The sequence below is a fragment of the Treponema sp. UBA785 genome (assembly GCF_002297065.1).
Lineage (GTDB): Bacteria > Spirochaetota > Spirochaetia > Treponematales > Treponemataceae > Treponema_D.
Genome location: NZ_DBJD01000050.1, coordinates 1 through 12,727 on the forward strand (window position 1 = coordinate 1; position 12,727 = coordinate 12,727).

Annotated in this window: 9 protein-coding genes; all 9 read right to left on the reverse strand. The window is 40.6% G+C overall.

Going from position 1 to position 12,727, the window contains the following annotated elements; translation table 11 throughout:
* Positions 1 to 27 precede the first annotated feature (27 nt).
* A complete protein-coding gene (lon, locus tag B2X33_RS03910) occupies positions 28 to 2,769 on the reverse strand; it encodes an endopeptidase La (RefSeq protein ID WP_296667792.1) in 2,742 nt (913 codons plus the stop codon).
* Positions 2,770 to 2,809: 40 nt separating this feature from the next.
* The gene (locus B2X33_RS03915; RefSeq protein WP_296667793.1) at positions 2,810 to 4,495 is read right to left on the reverse strand and encodes a serine/threonine protein kinase; all 1,686 of its coding nucleotides are present in this window, start codon (positions 4,493 to 4,495) and stop codon (positions 2,810 to 2,812) included.
* 43 nt (positions 4,496 to 4,538) lie between these two features.
* Complete coding sequence (locus tag B2X33_RS03920) at positions 4,539 to 5,669, reverse strand: metallophosphoesterase family protein (RefSeq protein ID WP_296667794.1); 1,131 nt, start codon at positions 5,667 to 5,669, stop codon at positions 4,539 to 4,541.
* 23 nt (positions 5,670 to 5,692) lie between these two features.
* Complete coding sequence (locus B2X33_RS03925) at positions 5,693 to 6,037, reverse strand: FHA domain-containing protein (protein WP_296022674.1); 345 nt, start codon at positions 6,035 to 6,037, stop codon at positions 5,693 to 5,695.
* Positions 6,038 to 6,096: 59 nt separating this feature from the next.
* On the reverse strand, positions 6,097 to 7,029 hold the full coding sequence (locus B2X33_RS03930; RefSeq protein WP_296667796.1) for an RluA family pseudouridine synthase: 933 nt from the start codon (positions 7,027 to 7,029) through the stop codon (positions 6,097 to 6,099).
* Positions 7,030 to 7,216: 187 nt separating this feature from the next.
* Complete coding sequence (locus B2X33_RS03935) at positions 7,217 to 8,380, reverse strand: YibE/F family protein (protein ID WP_296667798.1); 1,164 nt, start codon at positions 8,378 to 8,380, stop codon at positions 7,217 to 7,219.
* 47 nt (positions 8,381 to 8,427) lie between these two features.
* Complete coding sequence (locus B2X33_RS03940) at positions 8,428 to 9,984, reverse strand: alkaline phosphatase (protein ID WP_296667800.1); 1,557 nt, start codon at positions 9,982 to 9,984, stop codon at positions 8,428 to 8,430.
* 100 nt (positions 9,985 to 10,084) lie between these two features.
* On the reverse strand, positions 10,085 to 11,395 hold the full coding sequence (gene pelA / locus B2X33_RS03945) for a pectate lyase (RefSeq protein ID WP_296667802.1): 1,311 nt from the start codon (positions 11,393 to 11,395) through the stop codon (positions 10,085 to 10,087).
* 243 nt (positions 11,396 to 11,638) lie between these two features.
* Positions 11,639 to 12,727: 6-phosphofructokinase (locus tag B2X33_RS03950; protein WP_414717802.1), on the reverse strand; the 1,089-nt coding region annotated here is incomplete at its 5' end.

A 12,727-nucleotide genomic window follows, 5' to 3' on the forward strand; every position in this document is an offset into this window, starting at 1 on the left:
AATCGGGGCTACAAGCCCCGTTATGCGCTAAAATCCGTAGTCGCTTTTTTCCTGCACGATTTTTTCCGGCTGGAAAACCTGCTGAAAAACCTCAAATGCTTTTTTTACAGGAATAAATTTTATTCCCGTTTTTACGATTTCAGGAATTTCTTCAAGATCGCGCTCATTGCTCTTCGGAATAAAAATCGTCTTTACTCCGTTTCTCTTGGCAGCTACAGTTTTTTCGCGTAAACCGCCGATTGCCATGACAGAACCTGTCAAATCAAGTTCTCCGGTCATTGCAACATCGCTTTTTACAACCCTTCCAGTCAAAAGAGACATAAATGTTACTGCCATCGTAATGCCTGCGCTCGGTCCGTCCTTTGGCGTTGCTCCTTCCGGAATATGCAGGTGAATTACATTCTGATCAAACCAGCTCTGCGGCTTTATCTTGTGTTCAATTGCATACTGCTTTACATAGTTAAAGGCAATTTGAGAAGATTCTTTCATAACATCGCCCATCTGTCCGGTCAAGACAAGTCCGCCCTTGCTGTCAGGAAAACTGATTGCTTCTATAAGAAGAGTGTCGCCTCCCATGCTTGTCCAGGCAAGGCCAATGCAAGTTCCAGGAATTTCGGCCCGTTTGATTTCGCTTTCGTCAAAAACAGGCTTGCCAAGATAAGTATCCAAATCTTTTGCATCAATATTAAACTGTTTTCCGTCCAGAGAATCGCATTCGTTATTTTCGATTTCTTTTACTTCGCTCAAAGTCTTGATGTTTTCAGGAATTCCAGAAAGCTGCCGTGTAATTATCTTTCTGTGAATTTTATCAATACATTTTTCGTAATTGCGGACACCGGCCTCGCGCGCATATTCCTCTGCGATACGCAAAAGAGCGGCCTTTGTATATTTTACCTGGCCTTTTGCAAGTCCGTTTTTTGCAAGATTTTTTGGAATAAGGTATTTTCTTGCAATTTCAAGTTTCTCCTGATCGATATAACCAGAAAGCTGGATTATTTCGGCGCGGTCTAAAAGAGGTTCCGGAATTGAATCCAGTGTATTTGCCGTCAAAATAAAAAACACATTGCTTACGTCAAACGGCAAATCCAAATAGCTGTCGCGGAAACTTACATTCTGCTCCGGATCCAAAACTTCAAGAAGCGCGCTAGCAGGGTCGCCCTGAACACTTGCCCCCATTTTATCAACTTCGTCAATCATAAAGACCGGCGATTTTGTCTTTGTAATCTTTAATCCCTGAAGAATTTTTCCAGGCATTGCGCCAATATACGTTCTGCGGTGTCCTTTTATTTCAGCCTCGTCGCGCATGCCTCCAACGCTAAACCTGTAAAAAGGCTTGTTCATTGCATTCGCAATAGAGTGTCCGATTGAAGTTTTTCCGACTCCCGGCGGTCCTACAAGAATCAAAATTGAACCTTTGTTGTCTTTTTTCATCTTTCGGACTGCAAGATATTCAAGAATTCGTTTTTTTACATCGTCAAGGCCGTAATGGTCTTTTTCAAGAATTTTATATGCTTTTGCAAGATCGAGATTTTCTTTTGGCTCTTCATTCCACGGAAGGGCGCAGACCAGCTCAAGATAATTGCGGCTTACAAAATATTCAGAAGAATTGGAATCCATCAATTTGAATTTTTCGAGTTCGCTTTCCAAAGCTTCCTTTATTTCGCCTTCAAATTTAAATCCTTCAATTTTTTCCTTAAATTTTGAATAATCGTTTCCTTCTCCATCGGCACCGATTCCAAGCTCATCTTGAATTGATTTCATTTCTTCTCGTAAAAAGTATTCGCGCTGATTTTTTTCAATTTTTTCGTTTAATTCATTTTGAATTTTCTTCTGCATCCGCAAAAGTTCCTGTTCTTTTTTTATAAAAACAAGAACCTGCTCAAGCCTTGAGCGCACGTTAAGCTCTTCGAGAACTTTTTGCTGGTCAGATTTTTCAACATTTAAAATCGAAGCAACAAAATCGGCAATTTTTCCAGGATTGTCGATATTCACCATATTTAAGCGCATTTCTTCGGAAAACAGCGGATTATTGTCGCTTATCTCTTTCATTTCGCTTATAAGCGCGCGTGTCAGGGCTTTTGTTTCAAACGTATCGCTTTCTTCGTCATCGAGATACTGAACCGCAACAACAATTGGATTTTTTGCAGACAAAACCCGGCGGATTTTAAAACGTTTTATTGTCGAAACAAAGATGTTTACTCCACCGTCAGGAAGGTTTATTTTTTTTATAATTCTTGCAACAGTTCCAATATCGTACAAATCGCTTGCAACGGCATTTTCATCTTCCGTTTTTGAAAGCACCAGACCGATAAAGCCATTTGCCTCGAACGAATCTTCGACAATTTTTACATCGTCAGGATTAGAAAGCATAAGCGGTGTAAAAATTCCAGGAAAAATCGGATGCCCGTTAAGAACGACCAAAGGCAATTTTAGAGGAAGTGCCTGCTCAACTGTGATAATAGAACTTGCGGAATCGTCCGTCCGCCGTTCACCTTTCTTTGAAGATTTTTTAGATTTTTCTTCTTTTCCTGTGGCTGTATTTTTTTCGTTTTTTTCAGTTTCGTCTTTTTTTGCAGAAATTTCACCTTCGTTTTTTTCTTTCTGCGGAGTATCTTTTTCTACCGTCACTTCAACATCGACAGGAGTTCCGTCAGCATCCGTATGCTTTGAAACCAATTCATTTATTGCATTTTTTAAATTTTCAGCAACAGCTTTTAAAGCGTCATTCTGTTTATTTTCGTCATTATTGTCGTTATTATTTTTAGCCATAATTATAATTTAACCATAAAAATGGCTGTAGGCAACAAAATTATTCCTCTTTGGATTTGCTTTTGTCCTGCAATTTTTCAAGTCCGGCATTCAAAAAAAGCTCATCCTGATACCAGTCAAGAATAAGAGAATAAAAAGCATCCTCGTAGCCTTCGCATTTTGCAAGAATTTTTACGACAGTACCGCTTTTTAAGCTTCCTGACGGAACACTGTCCATCAAAACCCATTTTCCGCGGTACGAAATAAAGAATTTTGTCTTTGAAGTAAGCGAATTCCCTTCAAAACGGTCGTAACTTTCTGCATGAACTTTTACAGGCCGGTTTGCATTCCGAAGACTGCTGATTTTTAAGTTTAAATTTTCTTTTTCAACTTCGACAGTCTGCCACATTATATAAGGACCTACTGCAATTTTAATCCGGTATTTTCCAGAACGCAGATAAACAGGATATGTTGAATAGTTTTTTACGTTTTTTGAATTATTTTGAGCCTGCTGAGTAAAAATCCGGCGGCTTCCGTTTACTTCCGGAATTTCTTTTCCATCATCTGCAAAAAAGAATGCGCGCAAAGGAAGATCGGAGTCCACAGATGAAGCAACAGGAATTTCCATATTTAAAACAACGCTCTTATACCAATGCCGTAAAACAGTTTTGTGAACATAGCCACGGCTCCAAACAAAGCAAAAAAGAACGCAGGCCGCAACTCCAGACAAAACTCCACAGACGATTTTTTTGAATTTTTTGTCGCGCTGCTCAAACGAAGGAATTGCAAACTGTCTTGTTGTAAGAACAGTCTGCGCAAGGGCAATTCTTATTTTGTGAGTATCGTAATGAGAAAGATATTTTTTTACAATTTTGAGAACTGCATCAATCGACTGAAACCTTCTTGCCGGGTTTGCCTTGAGCATTTTTTTTATCATTCCAGCAATTACCGGAGGAATATTTCTGTCGATTTTACGCGGATTTACGTATTTTCCTTTGCGGATTTTTTCCAAAGTTTCTGCATTTAAAGCTGAAGGAAAAGGTTTTGTTCCTGTAAGCATTTCGTAAAGCATTACGCCCATCGAATAAATATCCGCCCTTCTGTCTACGCTTCTGCTGTCTGTGATCTGTTCCGGAGACATATAGGCAGGAGTTCCCAAAGTTACGCCGTGGCTTGTCAATTCGCCTGTAATCTGGGTTGTTGAAGTTTCTGCAACTGTTTTTCCAGAACTGTCAGCGGCGCTTTCGTTTTTTTGAGACGGCTCATTTTCGCTTTCGGTCGAGGCAATTCCAAAATCTGCAAGCTTTACTTCCGCCCTTTTTGAAATAAGAATATTTCCAGGCTTAATGTCGCGATGAACAATTCCCCTTACATGGGCAAACTTCAAGGCAAGACAGGCATCCTGAAAAATCAAAAGCGCAAGTTCTGTTCCAAGAGCAACCTGTTTTTCGAGAACCTGAGCAAGGGAAAGACCTTCAACAAATTCTTCGACAATATAATGGCTTGAACCTTCGACAAAATAGTCAAAAAGATGAACGATGTAAGGGCTTTGCATATCGAGCAAAATTTGGGCTTCGCGTTTAAACCGCTCGCGGACTATTTTATTGTTTCGGATTGTAAGTTTTTTCAAGATTACAAGTCTTTTTAAAGAAGGATGAACGGCTTTATAAACCGCTCCCATTCCGCCTTTTGCAACAAGTCCAAGAATTTTGTATTTTCCGATACTTTCAGGAATTTTTTCTGCCATAAAACTTACACTCCCATAAAAAGTCAAGATTAAAATTTCAGTTCTAATTCTCTACATCCACTCTCAAAATATCAGTTTCCGGATTAAATTTTCTATCTGGCTTGACAACAGCAATATTTTCTTCGTCCGGGTTATGAATCTGCACATATTTTCCATTCTGACGCAGTCCGTATCTGTTTTTTACAGGCCTGTGGCCGCCAATCCACACGGCATTTGCGCAGTTTTTTCCAAGAAGATTCTTTATGCTTTCAGAAACGCTGTCTTTTTTTGCCTCGCCATTTGCCGTCCAAGTAAGCGCAAGCGTTACTTCAGGAAATTTTCTGTAATTTATGATTTTTGACCGGGTCAATTCAAAAAACGGCTCGGCATGGCTTATTACAAGATTTGGAAAAACCGCACATAGCGGCAAAGCGTGCTCAAGGCAGCTTAAAATATAAATGACAGCATCATCGTACTGTTCTGCCATAAACTGATAGAACATTTCACCTTCCGCAGCCATTTTATAAAAAGGATGATTACCGCGGCCTTCTTCGTTCAGAATATTTTCATGATTGCCTTTCAAGCAGTGAAAATTTTCCGGACAAGAAAGCTTTAATTTTAAAATCATCTGCAAAACTTTCAGGTTTTCCAGCATTTCCTGATTCATCGCCTCGCTTTTTATTACGCCCCGTTTAAATTCAGAAAACGCATCTTTCCAGCGCTCATAGCAGCGCATCTCTGAATGAAAAATGTCTCCAACGCATACAAGGTAAATCAGTTTTTTTTGACACGCTTCCAAAATGCTCATTTTCCGGCAAGAAGGCTCTTCTTTGTTTTCTGTTTTTTCGGAATTTAAGCAAGCTTCATTCTCCTGCCCTGATTTTTTTTCAGAATCAGATGTTTTGTTTAAATCTTCCAGTTCAATTTCAAAATTCAGAATATGCCATAAAAAATATTCGCGCGCATGAATGTCTGGAATTACAACAACGGGCTTTTTTTCTTTTCCGAATTTTTTTTCTGAGCAAAAATCCAAAAGGCCGCCGGAAAATTTTTCGCCATATTTTTCTTTCGGACGGTAAAGTGAATTTTCATTTTCCAAAAGATTCAAGGCTTTTTCAAGAAGATGCATAAAAGCATCATATTCAGGAAAATCTTCGGAGCGGTAAATATTAAAAAGTTCAGTTTTTAAATCCACGGACAGCCCTTTTTGGCAAATTTTTACGCCAAAACAAGATTTACAGAACCGACTGTAATCCTGTCTCCCGGATTTAATTTAACGTACTTGTCATTTGGAATGCGTCTTCCGTTAATAAAAGTTCCGTTTGTAGAATTTTCGTCCTTTATAAAAAAAACGTCCTTGATTTTTTGAATCGAAGCATGCAAACGGCTGGCAAGCTTGTTGTCAATTACGATATTACAGTCTGGAGAACGGCCGATTGTCATTTTGGCGACCAGATTGATTTTCTTTTTGTTAAACATTAAATATGAAACCTGACTGGTATCAGCAATTTTTTCCAAATGCTGGCCGACAGGCGAACTTGTTACAATTGTAGTATCCTGCATGGATAGAATTATACAACCAAACTGAAAAACTGTAAAATCAAAACAAAAAGCAAATTTATTTAATCTGAAAATTCACCAGGAAGTGGAGCGGTTACGGTCATTACATTTTTTGTTGCCGGGTGCGGAAAACTAAGGCTTGCTGCATGCAGCATAATTCTCTTATAAGGTTTTCCGCCGTATAATTCGTCTCCCAAAATCGGACAGCCAAGGCTTGCTAAATGGACGCGAATTTGATGAGTGCGTCCTGTAAGAGGTTTGCAATAATACAAAAAAAAGCGGGAATTTGCCTTAAAAAACTCAAATTCCGTGCGGCTTTTTAAGCCTCCTTTTTCTTCGGAAAGTTTTCCCCATTTTGCGCTCTGGCCTTTCGGGCTTATTCTGCCCATAGGAAAATCAACTGTAATTTTTTTTGAGGCAGGTTCTTTTAAAATGGCGGCAACGTAATTTTTTTTTGCTGTATGCCGCTCAAACATGTCGTGGCAGGCGGCATTTGCTTCGCGTTTTTTTGTAAAGAGAATTACGCCGGAAGTGTCGCGGTCAAGACGGTGCATTATGCCGCAGTAAGGAGGATTTTTTGCATTCGGATTTTGAATTTTTTGTCTTGCAAAAAGATAGCGGACGACAGCCGCATGAAGATTGTCCCGAGTTTCGACCATGGATTTTTCGGTCGGAAAATGCGAGGGCTTGTTCACTACGATTATGTATTCGTCCTCAAAAAGAACATTTTTTTCTGTAAGCTCAAATTTTATGTCGTCGGGCTGTTTTTCGTAAAAAAGTTTTTCTTTATCGACAGAAACAAAGACAGAAGATTTTGCAAAAACCGTAAAAGAAGGCGCAAAAACCTGCTTTTGATTTACGCTTACCGCTCCTGCAACGATAAGACGGCGGATTTTAGAATTGGAAATTTCTGTTTTTAAGAGCAATGGAAGATTTTGACGTAAAAGCTCATCGAGGCGGATTTTTTTTTTGGAAAGAATTTTGAAAGTTTTCATTTTTATATATTTTTCGGGCAAGGGATGGAAGCCGCGCCAAAGGCGTTGAAACGGCAGTTTTCAACTGGCGTTTTAATGAAGCGGACAGCGCAACGGCGTACAGCCCGGTTTTTGTGGCAGAGCCACAAAAATGACCCCAAATTTTTTGTATAATTTTGTATAATTATGAAAAAAAAGCGGCAAAAAATCAATCGACGTGTTTTTTTGAGTTTTTTGCGAGAATCATTCCAGCCAAAAACGCTGTAAACGGAGCTGTTGCGGCAAGACCAAAGCTTCCTGCGACAGTGTTTATTATTTCGGCGGCGACCTGATTGTTGTTCAAAATATTGTAAAGCGGCGTTCCCTGCGCCATAAAAGTCATTAAAAGCGCAAGGCAAGTTCCGGAATATGCAAGAAGAAGAGTTGTCGTCATGGTTCCCATTGCGGCCCGCGCAACTGCAAGACCGGATTTTATTGCTTCAAGACGGCTGATTGACGGACATTTTTTTACAACTTCGTTGACGGCAGATGTTATATCGACCGCAAGATCCATAACTGAACCGCTCGCTCCAATGCAAATGCTGCTCATAAAGATTTTTGTAAGATTTAAATACTGAAAACCTGAATATAAAAGGCTTTCTGAATGAGCCATGACCGCGCCGTGAAGTTTTAGAGTTTTTGTGCAGATAACCGAAAGAACTGCGCAAAAAACAATTCCTAGCATAGCTCCGCCGGCGGCAGAAAAAAGTCGGCGGTCAAATCCGTAGACAAGCGCGATTATAACGACCGTTAAAAATGCGGTTCCCAAAAGCCCCGTAAGCATTGGGTCAAAACCTTTAAGATAAAGCGGAACAATGATTTTCCAAAGAGCAAGGACTGTAAGAATAAAAGAAAGGACTGAGCGGACTCCTGTTGCTCCTGCAAAAACTATAAGGAAGACAGAAAACGCAAGAGCAAGGATAAGTTCGCCACGAAGACGGAAATGATCGATAAGATTGACCGAAATTATCTGCTCACTTCCCTTTTCTGGATTTTTTAAGTCGGAAAATTCCCACTGAACGAGAGCCTGGGCCGTGTCTCCCGGCCGGAAGATTTTGTCTTGGGAAAGAGAGCCGTTGAGCATATTCCAGCCTTCTGCAATTCTTCCCTTAAACCTTCCGGACAAGAAACGGACAGTGCACACCTGCTGTCCAGTGCGAATAAGTCCAGTATCAATAAAACGGCTGTTGTCAACTTCAATTATTTTTGCACGGCATTTTACGGCATCCTTAAACTGCAAGGCTCCTTCAAACCCTGTAGGAATAAAAAGCATAGCCGCAATGCACGCAAGCGAAACAATAACCGAAACTGCCGAACGTGATAATCTGGACATTTTTTTAATTTTCCTTTTTATTTAATTTTGATCTACCGATATGTTTTCTAATCCTGAACTACTTTTGTCAAAGCAGCCATTTTTTTGTAAATGTCGGTGTTATCGTAATATCCGCCAAATTCGTTCTGGCCTGCGCCGAGCGCGAAAACTGGAACTGGAAGACCTGTATGCGAATAAGAGGTGAATCCGATTCCGCTCTTGTTGTTCAAAATGTGTGTGATTGTTACAGAAAGCGGCTCGTAAGTTCCGTAAAGCTCGTATTCGCGCTGGTCGCGTTTTTTGTCGCCAGACATTGTTTTTGCGTATGCGTCCTTAAGTCTTGAATACTCGTAATCTGTAAGCACGAGCCCACCGTTTTTGCTGCTTCCTTCCGAACCTGGAACTTTAAGTCCAAACAATTCAGTCACGTCTTTCATTACATCGTCAAAAGAAGTGTTGTTTTTCTTGTAATTTGAGATAAAGTCAGAATCGTATTTTGCATATGAAATTTTCTGGTTTTTGAGAGTATTGAAAAACAAGTTGTAGTCTGTTCCGGCAAATCCGATTGTAAGTCCGCCAGTTTCGTGGTCGGCAGTTACAATAATGAGAGTTTCTTTCGGGTGCTTGTTGTAAAAGTCGATGGCTTCTTTTACGGCGTCAGAAAGAGCTACAGTGTCGGCAATTGTTGAACGCGCATCGTTTGCGTGGCAAGCCCAGTCGATCTTTCCGCCTTCAATTTCCATAAAAAAGCCTTTTTTGTTGTCGAGAACTTCAATTCCCTTCTTAACATAATCGCGGAGAGTCCATTCGCCTTTTTGAGCGTCCTGAGCGTAGTTCATCGCGTCTGAATCTGCAAGATTTTCTGCAATTACAAGAGCCTTGTCTCCGTTTTTGAGAGCTGAAGCATCTTTTTGTGTAAAGCAGACTTTATAGCCGGCTTTCTGTGCAAGAGAGTAAATTGATTCCTTGTCGTTTTTTTTGTCCTGAGGCTCCATCAAGGCTCCGCCTGCAAAATAGTCGAAATTTGAAGCGACAAGCTCAAGCCCAATCGGATAGTTTGACTTTCTGCTCGCCTGATGAGCGTAAGAAGCCGCAGGGGTTGCGTGGTTTAAGTTTACACTTGTAATTACACCGATTTTCCAGTTTTTCTGGTCGCGAAGCTGTTCTGCAATCGTGCGGAATTTCTGCTTTTTAGTGATGTCAACATTGATAGAGCTAGAATGTGTTTTTTTTCCGGTAAGGATCGATGTTGCGGTCGAAGCTGAATCTGGCGCAAAAGACGTCGCATCGTAAGTCTGAGCGCTTCCTGCAACCGGGAAATTCATAAAGCTCAAATTTTCGCCATAAGGTGAATCTTTTGGATTTTCTGATTTTTTTACAACATCAACAATTCCTGCAGCGTCTTTTCCAAGGTAATATGCGGAACTCTGAATCTGAGGATAGCTCATTCCGTCGCCAATGAACAAAAAGACGTATTTAGGAGTTCCCTTTCCAGTAGGATTTCCCTGAATCTGCTGAGCGTCTACTTTTGAAGTAAAAGCCATTGCAGCAAACATTGCCGCTCCTACTGCAAGTTTCATCATTCCACGAAAACTTTCCTGTGAAATTTCTTTTCTTTTCATCATTTTAATTTGTACCTCCAAATGGTTTAACGAAAAGATAAAATCCAAATGTTATAAAATGATGAAAAAAATATGAGATAAATGTAAAAAATCGGCTCAGTTTTTAGCGGCTAATTCCGTTTTTCCTTTTCCATGCAGGAAAATCAACCGAAATCAGTCTTTCCATAGAAGAAGTTGTATATCCGTAGCCGTTGCGTCTTTCGACAGAAAGAGAATTAAAATCTTCGACATACTTGCATCCGCGGTCGCACCAAACAGGTCTTAAGACAGAAGGATAATTTCCTGAGACAGGCTTTCTTGCCCCAGCCACAACGTCAAAAGAAGAATCCAGCGCATAAAACCTCGCCCACAAGTCTGGAGCAGACGGCTCATCAACCAGAACCTGCTCATAATCGTAATAACGTCCGTTCAAAACTTCAGCCTTGCGTGTTTTTCTTACAAGTTTTTTGCCATGAATGCGAATTTCCGGTCTGTCAAAAAATTCGCAGGCAGAAATAATCGCATTTTGAATTTCAAGCGAAGGATTTTCAATTTTCATCAAAAAATTAACCACGTTTTTAGATTCCGTCGAACAGATTGAAGGCGGTTCAAATTCCCTCGCCCAGACAGGAGCGTAATTTTCGTAACTGTGCTGCTGGCACCATGCCGTAAGGATTTTAGAGCCGTCTTCCAAAGCAACCGTAATCTGAGTTTTTAAGATACATTCAATTCCGCGAAGATACGCATTTTGAGCGCGGGCACAAGTTTCTTCATCAACAAAAGCATAAAGTTCCCGATTCTGAACAACCTCGTTCAAAAAAGCAAGAACATCCGCCATTACATCATCGTTAAAAGTTATAGCAAAAACGTCCGCTCCGGTAAAACCTCCAGTCTTCGGTTCCTGCGCATTTAAAATCCACAAAATTCCGCGTTCTGCGCATTCTGCATAGCGTTTTTCAGGAATCTGCTTGTAAACATTTGCAAGATAACGAATTTGAGAAAAAATATTGCGGTTGTCCATCGTGCTTCCGTGAGATTCTGTTTTTAGATTGTAAGTTACAGGCTTGAGCCTGCTGTTTTTTTCGTGAAGAGCTTTTAGTTCTTCCAAAGTAAAAATCCGCTGATAATCAAGATTTTTTGCCCAGCCGCCGTCAGGATTCTGCAAAAAGACCATATTTTCGGCAATTCCGGCAATCTGAGCTTCGTCATAAAGCTTGTAAGGAGGAACAGAATTTTTGTAAACATAGCGGGCGTGGTTAAAACCGTCAGAAAATTCTTTCAACGAAACAGGCAAATACATTTTTTGAGCAAAATCCTCAAATTCCTTCTGCCCGACACGAGAATTCTCATTCTCAATTTTTTCGACATAAGAAGTCTGACAGCCAAAAACAAAAAAAACAGAAAAAAAAGCCAGAAAAGAAAGATTAATTTTCATAATAAAAAAATTATAGCACGGAAAACCAAAATTATAAAAATTCAGGAGCACAATTTACTCTCAATCCGGCTTTCCGCACTTGCGCTTCCGCTCCATTGCCGTTCCGGCAACTTCGGTGCTCCAATCCGGGCTATAAAGCCCGGTCGTGCGCTTTGGCGCACACGTAAATAAAACGGGTTTTGCGTCAGCAAAAGCCGCAGCATGCGCCAGCATGCAAGCATCCGGGCTAAATTTTGCCAAAAACTAATCGCCAAAACAGATTCCAAGCGCTTTTGCTTCTTTTATTTCTTCAGATTTTACATCGACAGTCTTTAACTTTCCGGCAACTTCAGAAAGAGGCTCTGCAACAATCTTTGAATTTTTTATGGCGGCCAAAACTCCAAATTTTTTTTCAAGAATAAAACCTGCGGCCGCAGCGCCGAGCCTTGAAGATAAAATTCTGTCATAGGCATTTGGGCTTCCGCCTCTTTGAGTATGCCCCGGAATTGTAACCCGGACGTCTTTTCCGCTCATAAGCCGGATCTGGGCAGAAAGATCAAACGAAACTGGAGTTTTTTCACGTTTTTCCTTAAGCTGTTTTTTTGAAAGCTTTGAATCGCTGACAGAAACAGCTCCTTCCGCCGCCACAATAATCGTAAAATGCCTGCCGTTTTTTTCGCGCTCTTCTATTTTTGAAATTATTTTTTCAATACTGTATGGAATTTCAGGAAGAAGAATAATGTCTGCTCCGCCTGCCATTCCAGCGTTCAAGGCAAGATGTCCGGTTTTGTGTCCCATAACTTCGACAATAAAAACCCTGCTATGGCTTGCCGCGGTCGTGTGAATGCAGTCAATTGCGCCGACAGCAACGTCAATCGCGCTCATAAAGCCAAAAGTCATATCAGTTCCGAAAATATCGTTGTCAATCGTTTTTGGAAGCGCAACAATGTTCAATCCTCGCGAGCTTAAAAGCGAAGCTGTTTTTATCGAGCCGTTTCCGCCAAGGACTACAAGACAGTCAAGTTTTTTTTGACGGTAAAAATCTTCCATCGCCTTAACCTTGTCCACTCCGTCCTCCGCAATATCGGCAATATGCTTAAAAGGCTCTCTCGAAGTTCCAAGAATCGTTCCGCCCTGCGTCAAAATTCCAGAAAAATCATCTCCCGTCATTTCATGAAAACGGCCGTAAATCATTCCTTTATAGCCGTCTTCGATTCCCAAAATTTTTACGTCCGGACACTTATAAAAAAGAGTTTTTGCAACTCCGCGCATTGCGGCATTAAGAGCCTGGCAGTCTCCGCCGCTCGTTAAAATTCCAACATTCATTTTACACTCCCATAAAAAGTCAAGATT

What these genes read in the sequence shown, in the direction of transcription:
- lon (WP_296667792.1), bottom strand. Translation starts at nt 2,769, where the DNA reads ATGGCTAAAAATAATAACGACAATAATGACGAAAATAAACAGAATGAC.
- B2X33_RS03915 (WP_296667793.1), bottom strand. Translation starts at nt 4,495, where the DNA reads ATGGCAGAAAAAATTCCTGAAAGTATCGGAAAATACAAAATTCTTGGA.
- B2X33_RS03925 (WP_296022674.1), bottom strand. Translation starts at nt 6,037, where the DNA reads ATGCAGGATACTACAATTGTAACAAGTTCGCCTGTCGGCCAGCATTTG.
- B2X33_RS03930 (WP_296667796.1), bottom strand. Translation starts at nt 7,029, where the DNA reads ATGAAAACTTTCAAAATTCTTTCCAAAAAAAAAATCCGCCTCGATGAG.
- B2X33_RS03935 (WP_296667798.1), bottom strand. Translation starts at nt 8,380, where the DNA reads ATGTCCAGATTATCACGTTCGGCAGTTTCGGTTATTGTTTCGCTTGCG.
- B2X33_RS03940 (WP_296667800.1), bottom strand. Translation starts at nt 9,984, where the DNA reads ATGATGAAAAGAAAAGAAATTTCACAGGAAAGTTTTCGTGGAATGATG.
- pelA (WP_296667802.1), bottom strand. Translation starts at nt 11,395, where the DNA reads ATGAAAATTAATCTTTCTTTTCTGGCTTTTTTTTCTGTTTTTTTTGTT.